The 17235-nt window shown below is 36.2% G+C and carries 18 protein-coding genes; 5 read left to right on the top strand and 13 right to left on the bottom strand.

Annotated elements, in window-relative coordinates; translation table 11 throughout:
- Positions 1 to 11: 11 nt before the first annotated feature.
- Positions 12 to 968, bottom strand: a complete 957-nt coding sequence (locus IEV85_RS01400; protein WP_188460013.1) for an L-threonylcarbamoyladenylate synthase — start codon at positions 966 to 968, stop codon at positions 12 to 14.
- A gap of 95 nt (positions 969 to 1063) precedes the next feature.
- Here IEV85_RS01400 and IEV85_RS01395 point away from each other — a divergent pair, with 95 nt between their 5' ends.
- Positions 1064 to 1222 carry a hypothetical protein gene (locus tag IEV85_RS01395; RefSeq protein ID WP_188460012.1) on the top strand — a complete coding sequence of 53 codons (159 nt, stop codon included), beginning with the start codon at positions 1064 to 1066 and terminating at the stop codon, positions 1220 to 1222.
- Between the two features lie 50 nt (positions 1223 to 1272).
- Here IEV85_RS01395 and IEV85_RS01390 read toward each other — a convergent pair whose 3' ends face one another.
- The 9 genes from IEV85_RS01390 to IEV85_RS01350 form a co-directional block, all read right to left on the bottom strand.
- On the bottom strand, positions 1273 to 1905 hold the full coding sequence (locus IEV85_RS01390) for a tetratricopeptide repeat protein (RefSeq protein ID WP_188460011.1): 633 nt from the start codon (positions 1903 to 1905) through the stop codon (positions 1273 to 1275).
- Between the two features lie 258 nt (positions 1906 to 2163).
- Complete coding sequence (locus IEV85_RS01385) at positions 2164 to 3225, bottom strand: saccharopine dehydrogenase family protein (RefSeq protein WP_188460010.1); 1062 nt, start codon at positions 3223 to 3225, stop codon at positions 2164 to 2166.
- Complete coding sequence (locus IEV85_RS01380; RefSeq protein WP_188460009.1) at positions 3215 to 3766, bottom strand: NUDIX hydrolase; 552 nt, start codon at positions 3764 to 3766, stop codon at positions 3215 to 3217. The genes IEV85_RS01385 and IEV85_RS01380 overlap by 11 nt, the downstream gene beginning before the upstream one ends.
- A 51-nt stretch (positions 3767 to 3817) precedes the next feature.
- Positions 3818 to 4261, bottom strand: a complete 444-nt coding sequence (locus tag IEV85_RS01375) for a hypothetical protein (RefSeq protein ID WP_188460008.1) — start codon at positions 4259 to 4261, stop codon at positions 3818 to 3820.
- 110 nt (positions 4262 to 4371) lie between these two features.
- Positions 4372 to 4998, bottom strand: coding sequence for an ABC transporter ATP-binding protein (locus tag IEV85_RS01370; protein ID WP_188460007.1), 627 nt, complete (start codon positions 4996 to 4998; stop codon positions 4372 to 4374).
- A 6-nt stretch (positions 4999 to 5004) separates the two neighbouring features.
- Entirely contained in the window at positions 5005 to 5784 is a 780-nt protein-coding gene (lpxA, locus tag IEV85_RS01365; RefSeq protein WP_188460006.1) for an acyl-ACP--UDP-N-acetylglucosamine O-acyltransferase, read from the bottom strand.
- A 97-nt stretch (positions 5785 to 5881) separates the two neighbouring features.
- Positions 5882 to 7282, bottom strand: coding sequence for a bifunctional UDP-3-O-[3-hydroxymyristoyl] N-acetylglucosamine deacetylase/3-hydroxyacyl-ACP dehydratase (locus IEV85_RS01360; protein ID WP_188460005.1), 1401 nt, complete (start codon positions 7280 to 7282; stop codon positions 5882 to 5884).
- Positions 7283 to 8332: a UDP-3-O-(3-hydroxymyristoyl)glucosamine N-acyltransferase gene (gene lpxD, locus IEV85_RS01355; RefSeq protein ID WP_188460004.1), complete on the bottom strand. Its 1050-nt coding sequence runs from the start codon at positions 8330 to 8332 to the stop codon at positions 7283 to 7285.
- A 25-nt stretch (positions 8333 to 8357) separates the two neighbouring features.
- Positions 8358 to 9578, bottom strand: coding sequence for an HD domain-containing protein (locus IEV85_RS01350; protein ID WP_188460003.1), 1221 nt, complete (start codon positions 9576 to 9578; stop codon positions 8358 to 8360).
- 31 nt (positions 9579 to 9609) lie between these two features.
- Between IEV85_RS01350 and porX the strand changes: the two genes are divergently transcribed.
- The 3 genes from porX to IEV85_RS01335 are packed head-to-tail and all read left to right on the top strand — an operon-like array spanning position 9610 to position 12836.
- Positions 9610 to 11172 (top strand): T9SS response regulator signal transducer PorX, encoded by a 1563-nt coding sequence (gene porX / locus IEV85_RS01345; protein ID WP_188460002.1) that lies wholly within the window; start codon positions 9610 to 9612, stop codon positions 11170 to 11172.
- Positions 11162 to 11626 carry a tRNA (adenosine(37)-N6)-threonylcarbamoyltransferase complex ATPase subunit type 1 TsaE gene (gene tsaE / locus IEV85_RS01340; protein WP_188460001.1) on the top strand — a complete coding sequence of 155 codons (465 nt, stop codon included), beginning with the start codon at positions 11162 to 11164 and terminating at the stop codon, positions 11624 to 11626. The genes porX and tsaE overlap by 11 nt, the downstream gene beginning before the upstream one ends.
- Positions 11604 to 12836 carry an alanine dehydrogenase gene (locus IEV85_RS01335; RefSeq protein ID WP_188460000.1) on the top strand — a complete coding sequence of 411 codons (1233 nt, stop codon included), beginning with the start codon at positions 11604 to 11606 and terminating at the stop codon, positions 12834 to 12836. Before tsaE ends, IEV85_RS01335 begins: the two co-directional genes overlap by 23 nt.
- A 4-nt stretch (positions 12837 to 12840) precedes the next feature.
- Here the strand turns inward: IEV85_RS01335 and IEV85_RS01330 are convergent, their stop codons facing one another.
- The 3 genes from IEV85_RS01330 to IEV85_RS01320 are packed head-to-tail and all read right to left on the bottom strand — an operon-like array spanning position 12841 to position 15190.
- Positions 12841 to 13776, bottom strand: a complete 936-nt coding sequence (locus tag IEV85_RS01330; protein WP_188459999.1) for a carbon-nitrogen hydrolase family protein — start codon at positions 13774 to 13776, stop codon at positions 12841 to 12843.
- Positions 13773 to 14384, bottom strand: coding sequence for a ribonuclease HII (rnhB, locus tag IEV85_RS01325; protein WP_188459998.1), 612 nt, complete (start codon positions 14382 to 14384; stop codon positions 13773 to 13775). The genes IEV85_RS01330 and rnhB overlap by 4 nt, the downstream gene beginning before the upstream one ends.
- Positions 14381 to 15190 (bottom strand): transporter, encoded by an 810-nt coding sequence (locus IEV85_RS01320; protein WP_188459997.1) that lies wholly within the window; start codon positions 15188 to 15190, stop codon positions 14381 to 14383. Before IEV85_RS01320 ends, rnhB begins: the two co-directional genes overlap by 4 nt.
- A 158-nt stretch (positions 15191 to 15348) precedes the next feature.
- On the opposite strand from IEV85_RS01320, the gene IEV85_RS01315 reads away from it, so the two are divergent.
- On the top strand, positions 15349 to 17001 hold the full coding sequence (locus tag IEV85_RS01315; protein WP_188459996.1) for an amidase: 1653 nt from the start codon (positions 15349 to 15351) through the stop codon (positions 16999 to 17001).
- Positions 17002 to 17235: the final 234 nt, after the last annotated feature.

The raw sequence follows: 17235 nt of genomic DNA, 5'->3' as shown, positions 1-17235 counted from the left end.
ATTTTTAGTTATTAGTATTCATTCACACAAGCCCTCTTTAATCTGTCATTTATTGCTCTTCCTAAACCAATATCAGGGACCTCCTCTGTTAAAATGATATCAGCATCGCTTTCATCTAATTCTCTAAGGTAAGAAAATAGATTTTTAGCAGCCTCATGCATATCGTCATTTTCAGTAAGCACATAATTTAAATAAGCACTTTTATATGTAGTACGGTAAGAAAGTACTGCAGTTTTCCTCTGTTTATATTCTGAAAGTAAATCTGATATGTTACCCAGGAATATTTTTTTGGTGGGTGCATAATGACTTTTAAGCATGCCAGGTGCATCAGGCTGAGAGCTGGAATGTGCCATTACTTTTACTTTTCCGATACACTCTTCTATTGCTGCTAAATCAAGGCCGCCCAGGCGATAAACTGTTGCTACATTATTCTCAAAACCAATAATAGTAGATTCTATTCCTACTTCGCTCACTTCTCCTTCTAAAATATAAGGAATTTTATCCCCCAGCTGTTTTTGAACATGCAGCGCACTTGTGGGTGAAATGTAACCAAAAGGATTAGCACTTGGAGCTGCCAGGGGAAAATCGAGTTGCTTTAGCAAGCTTAGTGCCACGGGATGTTTTGGAATCCGAAATGCCGCTCTGCCCAATCCGGAACATGTTAAATCTGGTATTTTGTTATTTCGTGGCAGCAGAAGTGTCAATGGGCCAGGCCAGAATTCTTTGGCTAATATGAGTGCCTTTTCCGGAAACTCAGTCAAATAAGGTTTAATAGCATCAATACTATAAGAGTGCAAAATCAGAGGGTCGAAATGTGGTCTGTTCTTAACTTCAAAGATCTTGCTTACGGCATCTGTATTCAACCCATTACCGGCTAAACCATACACGGTTTCTGTAGGAAGTCCGATTACTTCTCCTTTACAGAGAAGGGATTTTGCTGTTGCTATATTTGTACCTATTTCAGCCATATTGAAAGCTAATTTAGAGGAAAATTTACTTGAACCACAGATTTATAAAAAGAGAATTTTATATTTAAGCCTCAATAAATAAAACGCGTACTCAAATGAGCAGAAAAACGAAAAATTTTCTAAAGTTGGTAGCCATTATAATAGTAATGGTTTTAGTTTTTATGGAGCTGGGATTTATTGCAATTCCTGTTTTAGTTGGGTATAAATTCTGGCTTACGGTAATTGCATTTTGTCTTGTACTGATTGCTTCTTAGCATTTCAGCCTACCGCTAGTTTTATGCTAGCGGTAGGCTGAAATTAAATTTTATTTGCAAAATTTTTCTAAAGCCTCATTGGCATCTGCAAAGCCTCTGTTTTTAGCCTTAACAAGTTCACCGCAGCCGGCTTCAGTATCTCCGGTATTTATTTTAATAAAACCAAGCCAATAGTAAGCCTCTCCATTATCAGGGTTCAGTTGTAATGTGGACTCCAGCAACTCCTTCGCTTTTTCAAATCCCCCCACCTGAATATAAGTTTTTGCATTGTTAAGATAGGGAAGGTAGTTGCCGGGAGCTAATTTTATAGCAAAATTATTATCCTCAATTGCCACCTGAAATTGCTTTAATTCAAATAGAGCTGTACCGCGATTAATGTATAAATCAGCATCATTAGGCTTTAAATTGATAGCCCGGTTGTAATCTATTAAAGCACTTTCGTAATTCTTAAGCGCTAAATGAGCATTACCCCGATTATAGTACGGCTTATAGCTGGTAGTGTCAAAATTTATATAATTAGTAAAGTCATTTAAGGCCTCTTCGTATTCTTCTTTCTGATAATGAGCAACACCTCTCATATTCAGTGCATCAAGGTTGCTTTCATTATTCGATAGCACTTGATTAAGGTATTTGATTGCTTCATCATAAGATTCTGATTGCATTTTTTTTCTGCTTTCTGCCATTAGGGTTTCTTCCGATGGTGTGCAGCTGAAGAGTAAAAATAGTAGAGTAAAGACTATCTGAGATTTTAGAAACATTTGTTGTAATAATTATATTGTGGTAAAAATAGCTAAATATTACATACATAAGGAAAATTACTTTTGTGATATTTTGATCTCAAAAATCCGCCTTACATTTGTAATAAGCTTTACGATTCATTTTTCAAATGGGCGTAATTTTAAGGTTGATAGTTTACCCCGGTTTGGTTCACCGGGGTTTTTTTATGCCTTGTCTTCTCTTTCAACTTTTTCAAATTCAAGAATGAAGTCTTTTCCAAATGCCTGAGCAGGAGTGAGGTATCCTATATTCTTACTATTATCCGTTATTAACTTTAACCCGGCTTTTAAAGCTGTTAGTGAAGTGAGTTGATAGGCTTCAGGAGTAATTAAAGTGCTTGTTTTAGTATCCCCTTTATCATTTTTCACAGTGGCAATAATATAGGTTTTTCCTTTTTCTAAGTGTTCCTGAGAAGGGCCGGTGACTGAATTTTCGATTTTCTTTCTCACACTTTTTTGAATCCAGGCTATTCCTAATAGAAACTTGAGAAACCTAAACCTTCTAATCCTTTTAAGCATTTTTTTGCTTGCCCCGGAGAAGACCTTAATGTTAGGAATTTCAGTTTGGTAGTAGGCTGTCATTAAATCTCCCCAGGGAATCGTCATGCACCATTGTTTACGGTGAGGGAAGTCAACCTCTTTTATTTGATAGGCCAGTGGCACCTGCTTTAGTTTCCCTTTCTCTCTAATATAACCACCCTGAGAAGCATTTTTTGCCATTGTAATAGCAGTTCCTCTGGACATGCCGGTTTTTTCACCTACAAAAGCCATTTCCAAATGTGTAGCATCTGACATGCGTTCTTTCATATGTGCTGCAAGGCAATCAGTGGGTACTACATCAAAGCCTGCACCCGGTATTAAGGCAATCTTTGCTTCCTTTGCCTGGCTATCAAAGGAATAAATGTTTTCAAAAACAGACACTTCCCCTGTAATATCAATGTAATGGGTTTTACTACTAATGCAAGCTTTAACCATAGGCAAAGCTGTTTCTGAAAATGGGCCAGCGCAATGAATGACAACCTTATAACTACTTAGAAGGTTTTCCAGCTTCTTATCTTCTTCTAAAGAGATTACAGTATAGGTAAAGCCTGTTTCCGTGGCTACTTGACGTAATGATTCTTCATTTCTTCCTGCCAAATGTACGTTTACAGCTTGTTTCATAGCTTGTTGTGCAATTAAACGACCTGTATAACCGTAGGCACCGTAAATTAAAATCTCAGCTTGCATGAGTAAAGTACTTTTTAGTCTTTTCAGCCATTCTTAAGATTGATTGGCTATCTGTGTATTTTTGTAGACTTTCTAAAGCTATCCACTTAAAATCAATACTCTCATTATTGATTTTTGTTGCTGTCGAATCCAAAACCTCAAAAATAAACCTCACATCATAATGCTCATGTTCCTTTACTTCCTTCCTTTCTGGTATTTTATGGATATCAATATCAAAAATGCCGTTTTTCAAAAGTGTTATATTAGTTAGATTGGTTTCTTCCTGCACTTCTTTTCTTGCCACTTCTTCAAGGTCTGATAAACCGTCAGCATGTCCACCGGGTTGCAGCCATTTATTTAATTTAGAATGCTTAAGTAGAAGTACTTTCTTGTTTACTTTATCGATAAGCCAGGCAGATGCCGTGAAATGAGCCTGTATAGAGCTTCTTAAAAAAGCATTTTCACCTTGCTCTTTAATGAGCCTCAACATTTGCTTTTTGAATATGATCTCTTGATCGTCTTTTGGTAAGTAATCGTCTAGTTGTTTTATAAATTTTATCATAAAAAAAGACCACCTTATTGGGGTGGTCTCAAGTATTTAAAATTTTATGTTTTATTGCTTAGTAGCTGTTAAAGTAATATTTGCATTATCACTAGTAGGTTTAGGATAAGGCGAGCTATAGTTTAAAGTCAATGTTGTTTCAGTAACATTGATTGTAATTACTTTGCCTGAAACTAAGGTAAGTTCGTTAAAATTACTTCCACTTAATGAAAAAGAACCGCTTGCAGCAAATACATCACCGTGGTTCAGGTTGTTGCTCTCTAAAGTGGCCAAACCATTAACAGTATATGTAGTATTGGCTCCTGAGAAGGTAATACTTACTCCACTTAAAGTCTCATTTGCATCGGGGGTCTTGGCTGAATTAATTTCCCATGTTCCGTTTAGCTGATTTATTTTTTCTTCTTCAGGTGAAACATCATCATCTTTTTTACAGGCTGTAAATACTAAAGTAAGTGCAATTACTACATAGCTTAATAATGTGAAATTCTTTTTCATAATAATAGTTTAATTGTTAAATGAAATCCGAGTCAAATTTAATTAAAATAAACTTTAAAGTATAAATAATAGTAATTAGATACAATTATCATGTAAGTTTAAAGATTATTTTAAACCTTTAAAGATTCAATGTTAATTAATTTATTTGTAAATATACTGAATTCCTCTTCATCATTTGAAAAAAACAATGTTATTCTGTTGTTAATTTTTCTTATAAGCAATTGATTATACCACTCTTTTCCTTCTTTATCTAAGTGAGAAGTGGGTTCATCAAGCAATAGCAATTCAGACTGATAGCAAGTAGCCAATATAAGTTTCGCACGCTGTTTCATCCCTGAAGAAAACTCACTTATAGGTTTATTTAAGCTATTACTTAGTTTTGCATTTTTTATTTCCTCCAGCACCTCCTGGTCATCATAAGGAACTTTAAATTTCTGATGGAAGTGTATATGCTCTATCAGTGTAAGTTCTTCAATCAACTCAAGGTAAGGTGCACAAATTGAAATATTCTGAAAATAATTGTCCTTAGGGATTATTGCTCCATCATCTTTTTTAAAGATTATTTCGCCTTTTGTAGGAGCTAAAACACCAGCAATTATTTTAAGCAGAGTTGATTTTCCACTTCCATTGGGACCAATGATGGCATGAACTGAATTGGGCTCAAAGCAAGCATTCAGATCCTTAAAAAGTGTATTACTAACAAATTTCTTTGAAAGGTTTGTTAGCTGAATTTCCATAAAACCTTAATTGCTATAGCCCTTCATAATACCTCTTTCAGATTTCCTGACAAACGAGGTTATATTGTCTCTTTCTTCGCTGCTAGGGATTAGAGTTTCTATTTTTTCCAAAGCTTTAGCGTTGTTTAACCCACTAAGGTAAAGGTTTCTGTATATTTCCTGAATATCATTTATTCGTTCATTGGTAAAACCTCTTCTTCTGAGGCCCACGGAATTAATTCCGCAATAAGTAAGAGGCTCTCTTGCAGCTTTTACATAAGGCGGAACATCTTTTCTGACCAATGATCCACCTGAAATCATCACATGGCTGCCCACTTTTACGAACTGATGTACCGCAGAAGCTCCACCTATAATAGCCCAATCATCAATAGTTACATGCCCACCTAGCTGAACAGAATTTACGATAATACAGTGGTTTCCAATAATACAATCGTGTGCTATATGAACAAAAGCCATTATCAGGCAATTGGTGCCAATTTTAGTGGTTTTTTTGTCAACCGTACCGCGGCTGATATTTACATACTCCCTGATAACAGTATTATCCCCAATTTCAGTAAGCGTTTCTTCTCCGGCAAATTTTAAATCCTGGGGAATGGCCGCAATTGTGGCTCCTGAAAATATTTTACAGTTATTACCGATTCTGGCCCCTGAATTAATTACAGCATTCGGCCCTATCCATGTATTATCGCCAATAACCACATTTTTATCAATGAAGGCAAACGGCTCTATAACCACATTTTTACCGATTTTAGCTTCAGGATGTATATAATTTAATGAATTTCCCATTTAATGAAATTTATGAAATGAGCATAATGATGCTCAATATTAAGTATTTTTTAACAAACTATACATTTGTTAGTTTCTTGTTGATCGTTTTTATTTTTTACTGATCAACCTCATCTTTCTTTACAATCCTTGCTGTAAGGGTTGCCTCACTTACAATATTGTTTCCTACAAAAGCAGTTCCATGCATTTTTGCTATGCCTCTTTTTATGGGGGCCAGAAGTTCACATTTCAGTATTATAGTGTCTCCCGGTTTTACTATTCTTCTGAATCTGCAATTGTCAATCCCTAAAAAATATGTCCAGTAATTAGCTGGGTCGGGTACTGTGCTTAGCACTAAAATTCCACCGGTTTGCGCCATTGCCTCTACCTGTAATACACCAGGCATAACAGGGTTATCGGGGAAGTGTCCCTGGAAGAAATTTTCATTTATAGTGACATTCTTAATACCAATCACTGTTTTATGATCCTGGTGAATGATTTTGTCTACTAACTGAAAAGGATACCTGTGCTTTAATTTTGCTGAAATACCTTCAATGTCTAAGACTGGCTCAGAATTAGGATCGTACTTAGGCGCTATTCTTTCAGATTGCTTAATAGCCTTCTTAATTCGCTTAGCAAATTCTACATTGGTAGAATGCCCGGGTCTTGCGGCTAGTATTTGTGCTTTTATTGGTCTTCCAACCAATGCCAAATCTCCCACAACGTCTAGAAGCTTATGGCGTGCGGGCTCATTTTTATGCCTTAATTCTATATTATTAAGAATACCTTCTTCTTTTACTTCTATTTTGGGCTTATTAAATAGCTTTGCAAGATCATCCAGCTCTTCAGGCTTTATCAGCTTGTCAACAATAACTATGGCGTTATTTAAATCTCCACCCCTTACGAGGTTATTATTGTAGAGATACTGGAGCTCATGCAAGAATACAAAAGTTCTGCTGGATGATATCTCAGCTTTAAAATCGTTAATTTTGTTAAGAGAAGCATGTTGGCTACCTAATACCTTTGAGTTGTAATCCACCATTACTGTTACCCGATAATCATCAACAGGTAAGGCAGCCATTTCAACGTTTTTTACTTCATCACGGTAGAATATACCCTCCGGCACCTCAAAGAAATTTCTTAATGCATTTTGTTCCTGAAGCTCCGCCTGCTCTAACACTTCAATAAATTGAATAGAGCTACCATCCATAATAGGTGTTTCAGGAGCATCAATTTCTATTAATATATTATCAATCTGCAGACCTACTAAGGCTGCCAATACGTGCTCTACAGTAGATACTCTTGCTTCGTCTTTAGCTATAGTGGTTCCTCTGGATGTGTCTGTTACCAAATCAGCATCTGCTTCAATAACTGGTTGGTTGGGGAGATCAATTCTTTTAAATTTAATTCCTGAATCTATTTCATCCGGCTTAAAAGTTAAGGTTACTTTTTCACCTGTATGTAGACCAACTCCGGAAACAGAGACAGGTTTTTTAATGGTATGCTGTTTTGTATACATTTATTTATTCTTGTCAGTCGGCAAATTTAAAATTTTTTCTTCCAATTTGTCTACCTTCTGAGATAATTCGGGCAGGTTTTTAAAAATAGTGTTGGCTCTGAGGAATTTTTTGTGCTCAAACCCAACATAACCTGAAAGAATAGTATGAGATTTTCTGACAGTTTTTGATATTCCTGTCTTTGCACTAATAGTGGTATGATCTGCAATTTCAATATGTCCTACTATCCCCACTTGCCCTGCAATTACGCAGTTTTTTCCTATTTTGGTTGAGCCGGAAACGCCTGCTTGCGAGGCGATTACAGTATTCTCTCCTATTTCAACATTGTGGGCAATTTGAACCAGGTTATCTAACTTGGCTCCTTTTCTGATAATAGTTGAGCCTAATGTTGCACAATCTATTGTAGTGTTTGCTCCAATGCTAACATTATCTTCTAAAATTACATTTCCTAATTGCGGAATTGTTTTATAGCTGCCATCTGCCTGAGGGGCAAAGCCAAAGCCGTCACTTCCTATCACTGCACCTGCCTGAATATTGCATTTTGACCCTATTTTACAGTCAGCATAAATTTTTACCCCCTGAAAAATAATAGATTCATCACCTATTTCAACATTGTCACCAATATGTACATGAGGATATATTTTAACATGCTTTCCTATAGTTACATTTTTGCCAATATAAGAAAAAGCACCTCTGTAAACCCCTTCACCCGTTTTACTATTCTCACCTAAATAAGAAGGTTCTTCAACCCCTGTTTTAGCATAAGAGATAATGGTATGGTATTCCTCCAGGAGACGAGTAAATGCTGAATAGGGATCTTCGACTTTGATTAGTGCAGGTATTATTACTTTTTTTGCCTGAAAATCATTTTTAACTATGATAGCCGCAGCATTGGAAGTATATATAAAATGTTCATATTTAGGATTGGATAGAAAACTGATTGTTCTTTCTTTTCCTTCCTCTATTTTGCCAAGATTATCAACGATGCGAGTGCCATCTCCTTCTAACTTACCCCCAATTAAATCTGCAATTTGTTTTACGCTAAACTCCATTTATAAATTATGCTAATGAATAAGATTACAAAGATACTGTTTTAGGAAGGCAGAGATAATATTTTTTAACTATTTTACTCATTGCCTTAATATTTGGTAAATCTGCTGCCTGTGCAATATCAGTAACTTCTCCCTTTTTAGTTAAAATATTGATGCTTTTGCCTCCTAAAATATAAGCAGAATTTGTTACTTCCCCATGAGAAAAATAGAAAGAAGCTTCTTTATTTAGAAAATTAAACTGTTGGGAGATAGCTAATTTATAGGCTTTTATCTCACTTTTAGCTAAAGGCTCATTACTTAATTTAATTTTAAAGAGGTCCCTGTTGAGAATTCTGAAACTTAGCTGACGCAAAACTTTATCGGTATTTCCCGCCCATGTTTTAATCGCATGCCATATGTCAGCGTCATCCAACAATGCAAACTGATCTATAATTTCAGGGTTTTCCTGAATTTCATCCAGTGTAATATCATTTTCCAGAAAATATTTTAAAGCAGGGGAAATATTATTGAGACTATGTACCTCTTTAGCCCTGGCCATTAAATTTACTAACATCCGTTCAGCACTAAGTGCCGTTTTATGAAGATATACTTGCCAGTACATCAATCTTCGCGCATTGAGAAAATTTTCAATACTGTAAATTGCTTTTTCTTCTACCACTACCTGGTCATCAACCACCACCAGATGACTAATTATTCTTTCCACACTTATGTTACCTTCCGAAACGCCTGTATAAAAACTATCTCTATTAAGGTAGTCCAGTCTGTCTACATCCAGCTGACTGGAAATAAGTTGATGGAAAAATTTCCGGGCATAAGTGTTTTTAAACATTGAAATGGCTAAGTCAAGCTGGTGATCAAACTCAATGTTGAGCCTCTTCATAAACTGTAAAGAGATGTTTTCGTGCGTAATTCCGTTTAAAAGACTGAATTCCAGTGCATGCGAAAAAGGGCCATGGCCAATATCATGCAGTAATATAGCTATTTGTGCCGACTCATATTCATGATCGGATATTTCTGTGCCTTTCTCCTTTAACTGGTCTAAAGCCTTTTCCATTAAGTGTGTGGCACCTATTGCATGATGAAACCTGGTATGAGTTGCTCCGGGATAAACGAATTCACTCAAACCCAGCTGTCGAATTCTACGTAAGCGTTGGAAAAACGAATGATTCAAAATTTTAAAAAGTAAATCACTCTTTATGGTAATGAATCCATAAATTGGATCGTTTATCTTTTTTATCTTTTTCAATACACACAATTTTAAGACACAAATATAACTTATGCAAAACTATCAGATTTTATGGGCAGATGATGAAATTGATCTATTAAAACCTCATATTATTTTTCTTGAAAATAAAGGGTATGAAGTAACGCCTGTAAATAATGGTTCCGAGGCCATTGATTTGTGTCAGGAAAACAATTTCGATATTGTTTTTTTAGATGAAAATATGCCGGGCATGACTGGTCTGGAAACGCTAAGCATCATAAAATCCAATAAGCCAAACCTTCCCGTAGTAATGATTACTAAAAGTGAAGAAGAATATATTATGGAGGAAGCAATAGGTGCGAAAATTGCTGATTACTTAATAAAACCCTTGAATCCTAACCAGATTTTGCTCTCCGTTAAGAAAATCTTGGATAACAGACGTTTGGTAACTGAAAAGACAAACCAGGGATACCAGCAGGATTTCAGGAATATAAGCCTGGCATTTGGAGACGACCTTAATCACGAAGAGTGGGCTGATATGTATAAAAAGCTGGTATACTGGGACCTGGAAATTGATGAAACTGAGGATCAAAGTATGGCTGAAGTTTTATCAATGCAACATGTGGAAGCTAATAGTAATTTTGCTCGCTTTATTGATGAAAATTATGAAGATTGGTTAAATGATAAGAATGCTGATGCACCTCTTTTGAGCCACCAGGTGATGGAAAAAAAGATATTTCCTTTGTTGGGAGATGAACCCGTATTTTTTATTGTAATTGACAACCTCCGATTTGACCAATGGAAATTGATTGAAGGTGAGGTACTTAAGTACTTTAATCTGGAAGAGGATTCAAACTACTACTCAATTTTACCAACTACTACTGCTTACGCAAGAAATGCTATATTTTCAGGACTTTTGCCTGATGAAATGGCCGGAAGGCATCCTGATTTGTGGGTAGGAGAGGATGAGGAAGATGGGAAAAATAATAATGAAGAAAAGTTTCTGGAAAGACACTTAAGCAGAAAAAATATAAAACATAAATTTACTTATAACAAAATAGTAAATGTTGGGCAGGGTAAACAGGTTTTAGAAAATGTTTCTCAATTACTTGATAACCAATTAAATGTGCTTGTTTATAATTTTGTGGATATGCTATCTCATGCCCGAACGGATATGAAAATGATTCGTGAATTGGCTGCTGATGAGTCGGCTTACAGGTCGCTAACAAGAAGCTGGTTTTTACATTCCCCATTACTGGAGTTGCTCAAGCGAATTTCTAATAAAAAAGTGAAAGTAGTTTTAACTACGGATCATGGTACTATTAGAGTGAAAAAGCCATTTAAAATTGTAGGAGATAAAAATGTAAACTCAAACCTGCGTTATAAGCAGGGTAAAAACCTGGGCTACAAGAAGAATAATGATGTGCTGGAAGTTGCTAAGCCTGAGCGTTTTCACCTTCCTAAAGTGAATGTGAGTACTTCTTATGTTTTTACAAAAGGTGAAAGCTTTTTTGCCTATCCCAATAACTATAATTATTATGTGAATTATTTCAAAGATACTTTTCAGCATGGAGGAGTTTCGATGGAGGAAATGATAATTCCTATTATTTCCTTATCTTCGAAGAATGGAAAGTGAATTGGATAATACTTTGCTTTTTGAAGAAGTAGGTTTGCCTCATTTGAGCAATGTGGTAGCTGATGTTTTCAATTTTGGTAAAGAGTATAAAATCTGGTTATTTGAAGCAGAGATGGGGGCCGGGAAAACAACTTTTATTAAACGTTTGTGCGAATATCTGGAAGTTGAAGACCATATCAGTAGCCCTACATTTGCTCTAGTGAATGAATATAATTCTCCAAGAACGGGCAATATTTATCATTTCGATTTCTACAGAATAGAAGATGAATTGGAAGCGTTTGATATTGGTGCTGAGGAGTATTTTTATTCAGGTAACTTATGTCTTATAGAATGGCCTGAAATGATCCCCTCTTTACTTCCTGATACTTTCCTGAAAATTAATATTTTTAGCCAGGAATCGGCTAATGACAGAATGATTAAAGTTGAAAAACATGGCAAAGGAGATCTCTCGTAAGGGATTTGAGGTGCTGGCTCGAAAATCAGGGCTTTATCCTCAAGAGGAATTACTGGCAGTGGAAAAAAGAAATAATTCATTGCAAATTGGTGTGCCTAAAGAAATCTCCCTACAGGAAAGACGAGTTCCCCTCACTCCTGGCGCAGTGGCTTTGTTAACGAATAACGGGCATGAAATATTAGTAGAGAGTGGTGCTGGTAAAAGCGCTAATTTTAACGATAATGAATACAGCGATGCAGGGGCCAAAATAGTTTATTCTGCTAAGGAAGCTTTTGAAGCACAGTTAGTTGTTAAAATAGAACCTCCTACTAAAAAAGAGATTGAATATCTGAAGCCCGGAAAATTCATTATCTCGGCCTTACAAATAGGACAATTAGATAAAGCATATTTTGAAGCATTAAATGATAAAAAAATTAATGCAATAGGAGTGGAGTTGGTAGAGGATAAAGTGGGCGGCATGCCGATAGTAAGGGCTATGAGTGAAATTGCAGGAATATCTGCTATTCATATTGCTACAGAGCTTCTTAATAATTTAAACAAAGGAAAAGGTATCATATTAGGAGGAATTACAGGGGTAAGGCCTACAAAAGTGGTAATTCTTGGTGCCGGAACCGTAGGTGAATATGCGGCCAGGGCCGCTTTAGGCTTGGGAGCCACTATTGAAATTTATGACAATCAGCTCTATAAATTAAGAAGAATTAAGCATGCTTTAGGTCAACCAGTTCATACGAGTACGCTGGATACAGTTATGTTAAGCGAATCGCTGATGGAGGCTGATGTGGTAATTGGAGCAATTAGAGCAGAAAAAGGTCGAAACAGATGCATTATAACTGAGGAAATGGTAATGAATATGCAGAAAGATGCAGTGATCATTGATGTTACCATAGATCAGGGAGGTTGTGTTGAAACTTCAGAAGTAACTACTCATGACGATCCAACTTTCCGAAAATTCGATGTAATTCATTATTGCGTTCCAAATATAGCTTCCAGGGTGTCTCGTACAGCAAGTACAGCTGTTAGTAATATTCTAACACCTATGCTATTGCAGGCAGGCGAAGTTGGAGGAATTGAAGAGATGATTTTTACACACTCCTGGTTTATGAAAGGTGTTTATACTTATAAAGGAGGACTTACCAATATGCATATTGCCAAAAAATTTAATTTGAAATATAAAGAGTTGAGTTTATTGATGGCTGCCAGGTTTCAGTAAAAGCTTATGAGGTTTTATCAGGTTTAATTTCAGGTTGTCCTTCTATACTCAGCTTAAATACATCATTTCTGGCATAATGACCTATAGCATCAAAATCCATCTTGCTTCTCACAACCTCATCTAAATCAATATTGGCTGTAAGCAAACCTTCTTCATTAAATAAAGGGCCGGCTAATATTTTACCTAATGGTGAAACAATTACACTTCCACCCCTGGAAAGAATTTCTGGTCGGTCAGTAGCCAAATGAGGTGCTAAATCCTCAGGGTAATCACTTTTAGTGAAATACTGATTACAACCAATTACATAACATCTGCCTTCACAGGCAATGTGTATCATTGTTGCATTCCAGCTATCCCTGGCATCTGCTGTAGGTGCTACATATAGCTGAATACCTTTCTGATATATGGCCATTCGCGCCAATGGCATGTAATTTTCCCAGCAAATAAGACCACCTAACCTGCCGATTTCCGTATCAAAAGTAGCAATAGTAGTGCCATCACCCTCTCCCCAAATCAATCTCTCCGCTGCTGTCGGTTTCAATTTTCTATGCTTTCCCATTAAGCCACTTTCCGGAGAAAAATAAAGTAAAGAACAATATAGTGTGCCACTCACTGCATCTTTTTCCGTTACGCCAATAGTGATAAACATATTGTGTGCTTTTGCCCATTCAGCAATTTGATAAGTTTCAGGACCGGGCACCTCAATACTGTTTTTCCAATATCTTTGAAACTGATCTCTACCCGCTTCAGTGCGACTACCCACCACTGTTCCAAACCCTAAGCCGGCAGGGTAGGCAGGAATAAAGCTTTCCGGGAAAACCAATAATTTAACCTCTTGCTGAGCTGCCTTTTTGACCCATTTTTCAACAATTAGCATAGTTTTATCCTTGTTGAAAAGGGCAGGTGTCGCCTGAATGCAGCCTACTTTATACTTTCTCATTGGGTATTGACTGAACCTAAGTTTTCTATAGTTAGTTTAAAAGATTTCCTATGGTGGTGGCAAGGTCCAAATTCTTCCAGCCCTTTTCTATGAACTTTCGTAGGATAGCCCACATTTGTATCCCAACCATAATAGGGAAAATCCTTTGCTAATTGATGCATTAATTCGTCCCTATACTCTTTGGCAAGTATTGACGCAGCAGCAATGCTAAGGTATTTACTGTCTCCTTTTACAATGCAGGCATGGTCAATTTCTTTATATTGTGTAAATCTGTTCCCGTCAATTAGTAAAAAATCAGGGATTGGCTTCAGCTGATCAAGAGCACGATGCATAGCTAAAAAAGAAGCATGAAGAATATTGATTTTATCAATTTCTGCCGGACTACATGAAGCGATTGCATAAGCTACTGCTTGCTGCTTTATTTCCTTAACTAGTTCTTTTCTCTTAGTGGCATTCAGGAGCTTAGAATCTGTTAAAAATGAATGTGTAAAATCTTTTGGCAGAATAACAGCCGCAGCCACTACTGGTCCTGCAAGGCATCCTCTTCCTACCTCGTCACATCCTGCCTCGTAAGTATTTTTATTATGATAGTAAGATAGTAAACTCATTTTTTGATTGGGAACATATAACCTAAACCAACACTTACAAAGCTTTGATTATACTCCAGTGCTTCATTATACAGTGAAACTATATCAATACCTGCGTAAGCATCTAACTGAAACTGATTATTTACAAGGTAACTTATGCCGCCATTGATGTAGTTTAAAGGAGTAGTGTTTTTAGAACGATTACCATAAAATTCCAGGAAGGGTGTATATTTATCAAATGTATAAGAGCTTCGTAATGTGTAATTAAACTGAGTTGATTCATCAGCAAAAGATTGAAAAATTCCTAAGTTATAGACCAATAACCAATCAGGGTTGAGGTGATTTAATGCAGTTAAGTTGAACCTATAGATGAAATTTTCTTGCTGAAAATTACCATTACCCTTTGGTAAGTTTACTTCTGCTACTAGTGCTGTTTCAGGAAGAAAACCATTTTCATCAGTTAAATTTACTTTTAAACCAAGCATTAGTGGAGCTAATCCACTTTGCCAGCCAACACCTATTTCCTGACCATTTTCAAGAATTCGAGAACTCAAAATGCTTTGGTTTAACCTAAGTTCTAAGCCTTTTAATAGACCATATCTTATCAAAGTGTTATTGAAATTAATCAATTGCTGCTCTTGTGAGGGATTAATTGATTCCACCGAGAAAAGAAATCCACTTTCAATATGTAAATAACCTTTAGGCACAGTGCGTGAAGCATCTGAAGCCCCTGGTCTGTCTGTGTTAATCACATGCTCAGTGTTTTCAGTTTGTGCCAAGAGGAAATATGGAATCAATAATAGGATTGTAAGTAGTAATCTCTTCATAAAGGGTTAAATTGGGTAAGCTTTTATCTTTTAGATGTAATTCCGAAAGTTTTATAATTTAAGTAGGGTTAAAGTTTAGAACATTTTCCATTCATATAGAAACTATTCATATGATTATATTTTAAAGTATATTTCACAAAGCTAATTAAAATTATAAAATGAAGAAGTCTCATTTAATTACACTTATTTCTGCTATAGCTATTTTTATAGCTGGCTTTGCAATCAATGATGTAAATGAAATCACCAAAGAAGATATTTTGTCCACTTTAAAGCTGCTTGGTCTTAATTATTCAGAGGCAGAAGTAGACTCACTTCACACTGAAATAGTTGATTTGAAAGCATCTTATCAGAAAATCAGATCGTCTTCCCCTTCGAATGAAGTTATTCCTGCAAATATTTTTTCTCCTTCAACTATGTATCCTCCTGCTAATAATAGAGCGGATGATGTATATATAAGACAGGGTAAAGTAGAAATGCCAAAGAATAAGGAAGATTTGGCCTTCTACTCTATTAAGGAACTGGCATGGTTAATTGAAAATCAAAAGATTACGCCTTTAGAGCTGACACATATTTATCTTAATAGGATAAAAAAGTATGATGACACTTTAAAATCTGTAGTAAATATTACAGAGGAGTTAGCATTACAGCAAGCTAAAAAAGCAACAGAGGAAATTAAGAAGGGAGTTTACAAAGGCTTGCTACATGGAATTCCTTATGGAGTGAAAGATTTATTAGCAGTGGAAGGCTATAAAACAACTTGGGGAGCTATGCCTTACAAAGATCAGGTGATTAATGAAACTGCAACTGTGGTTAAAAAACTGGAAGAAAGAGGAGCTGTTTTGATAGCAAAACTGACTTTGGGAGCGCTGGCTTATGGAGATATTTGGTATGGTGGAGTTACTAAAAATCCCTGGAATTTAAATCAAGGGAGTAGCGGTTCTTCAGCAGGTCCTGCATCAGCTACTGTTGCAGGGTTGGTAGCTTTTTCCATTGGTTCTGAGACTTTAGGCAGCATTGTATCACCCTCTACCAGGTGTGGAGCAAGTGGGCTCAGACCCACATTTGGTGGCGTTAGCAGAAACGGGGCAATGGCTTTGAGCTGGAGTATGGATAAACTAGGCCCAATTTGTAGGTCTGCCGAAGATGCTGCTATTGTTTTTGCTGCAATACATGGGAAAGATGAAAAGGATCCTTATTCATTGGATTATAACTTTAGCTATCATCCTGAAAAAGCAAAATTGAAAGTGGTTTATGCGAAAGATTTGTTTTCCAATTCTTGGAACGCCAGAAATGACTCGATGATGTTAGCTACTTTTAGGAAAAATGGTATTAAAATAGAAGCAGTGGACTGGTTTAAAACAGATCTTCCTGTAGGTGATTTATCCATTATTCTGACGGCAGAAGCAGCAGCAGCTTTTGACGAACTGATTATATCCGGAGCTGCTGGAAAAATGGTTTGGCAAGATAAAAATGCATGGCCTAATTTATTCAGAGCAGCTCGCACCATTCCAGCTGTTGAATATATCAATGCAAATAGATTGAGAACCCAGCTTATTTCCCAGTATCAGCAATGGATTAAACAGTATGATGCGGTAATAGTACCATCTTTTGGAGGGAATCAGCTGCTTGTTACCAACTTAACGGGCCATCCCTCAGTAGTGCTTCCGAATGGTTTTAACCCTAATGAATCTCCTACAAGTTTTACTATAACAGGTAATTATTATGCTGAAGGTAAATTGCTGGAATTAGCAGGGAAATTTCAGGCATTAACGGATTACCATAATAGGAGACCTCCTTACTTTAATAAATGATATTAGGAAAGTAGTATTTATTTGTTTGTCTATACATGTAATAAATTATAACAGACTGTGCTATTCAGAAGCGGTGAAGCGCATATTTAACCAAAGAATTGGAGGGTTGAAGCAATTACATGTAAGATTTATTTAATGTTTATATCCAAATTGAGTTTTAACTATTTACCTTGAAAATGGCTAGAAATTAGAAGGATATAAGAATTGAAAGTAATTTTTATGTGTAACTTTTCT

The sequence above is a fragment of the Marivirga lumbricoides genome, from assembly GCF_014636295.1.
In the GTDB taxonomy this organism is placed as follows: Bacteria; Bacteroidota; Bacteroidia; order Cytophagales; family Cyclobacteriaceae; genus Marivirga; species Marivirga lumbricoides.
The sequence above is the reverse complement of the archived record's forward strand: the minus strand, read 5'-3'. Positions and strand labels throughout refer to the sequence as shown.

What these genes read in the sequence shown, in the direction of transcription:
- IEV85_RS01385 (WP_188460010.1), bottom strand. Translation starts at nt 3,225, where the DNA reads ATGCAAGCTGAGATTTTAATTTACGGTGCCTACGGTTATACAGGTCGT.
- rnhB (WP_188459998.1), bottom strand. Translation starts at nt 14,384, where the DNA reads ATGAGTTTACTATCTTACTATCATAATAAAAATACTTACGAGGCAGGA.
- porX (WP_188460002.1), top strand. Translation starts at nt 9,610, where the DNA reads ATGCAAAACTATCAGATTTTATGGGCAGATGATGAAATTGATCTATTA.
- IEV85_RS01370 (WP_188460007.1), bottom strand. Translation starts at nt 4,998, where the DNA reads ATGGAAATTCAGCTAACAAACCTTTCAAAGAAATTTGTTAGTAATACA.
- IEV85_RS01380 (WP_188460009.1), bottom strand. Translation starts at nt 3,766, where the DNA reads ATGATAAAATTTATAAAACAACTAGACGATTACTTACCAAAAGACGAT.
- IEV85_RS01330 (WP_188459999.1), bottom strand. Translation starts at nt 13,776, where the DNA reads ATGAGAAAGTATAAAGTAGGCTGCATTCAGGCGACACCTGCCCTTTTC.
- tsaE (WP_188460001.1), top strand. Translation starts at nt 11,162, where the DNA reads ATGGAAAGTGAATTGGATAATACTTTGCTTTTTGAAGAAGTAGGTTTG.
- IEV85_RS01360 (WP_188460005.1), bottom strand. Translation starts at nt 7,282, where the DNA reads ATGTATACAAAACAGCATACCATTAAAAAACCTGTCTCTGTTTCCGGA.
- IEV85_RS01400 (WP_188460013.1), bottom strand. Translation starts at nt 968, where the DNA reads ATGGCTGAAATAGGTACAAATATAGCAACAGCAAAATCCCTTCTCTGT.
- IEV85_RS01390 (WP_188460011.1), bottom strand. Translation starts at nt 1,905, where the DNA reads ATGGCAGAAAGCAGAAAAAAAATGCAATCAGAATCTTATGATGAAGCA.
- lpxD (WP_188460004.1), bottom strand. Translation starts at nt 8,332, where the DNA reads ATGGAGTTTAGCGTAAAACAAATTGCAGATTTAATTGGGGGTAAGTTA.
- lpxA (WP_188460006.1), bottom strand. Translation starts at nt 5,784, where the DNA reads ATGGGAAATTCATTAAATTATATACATCCTGAAGCTAAAATCGGTAAA.
- IEV85_RS01320 (WP_188459997.1), bottom strand. Translation starts at nt 15,190, where the DNA reads ATGAAGAGATTACTACTTACAATCCTATTATTGATTCCATATTTCCTC.
- IEV85_RS01315 (WP_188459996.1), top strand. Translation starts at nt 15,349, where the DNA reads ATGAAGAAGTCTCATTTAATTACACTTATTTCTGCTATAGCTATTTTT.
- IEV85_RS01395 (WP_188460012.1), top strand. Translation starts at nt 1,064, where the DNA reads ATGAGCAGAAAAACGAAAAATTTTCTAAAGTTGGTAGCCATTATAATA.
- IEV85_RS01375 (WP_188460008.1), bottom strand. Translation starts at nt 4,261, where the DNA reads ATGAAAAAGAATTTCACATTATTAAGCTATGTAGTAATTGCACTTACT.
- IEV85_RS01335 (WP_188460000.1), top strand. Translation starts at nt 11,604, where the DNA reads ATGGCAAAGGAGATCTCTCGTAAGGGATTTGAGGTGCTGGCTCGAAAA.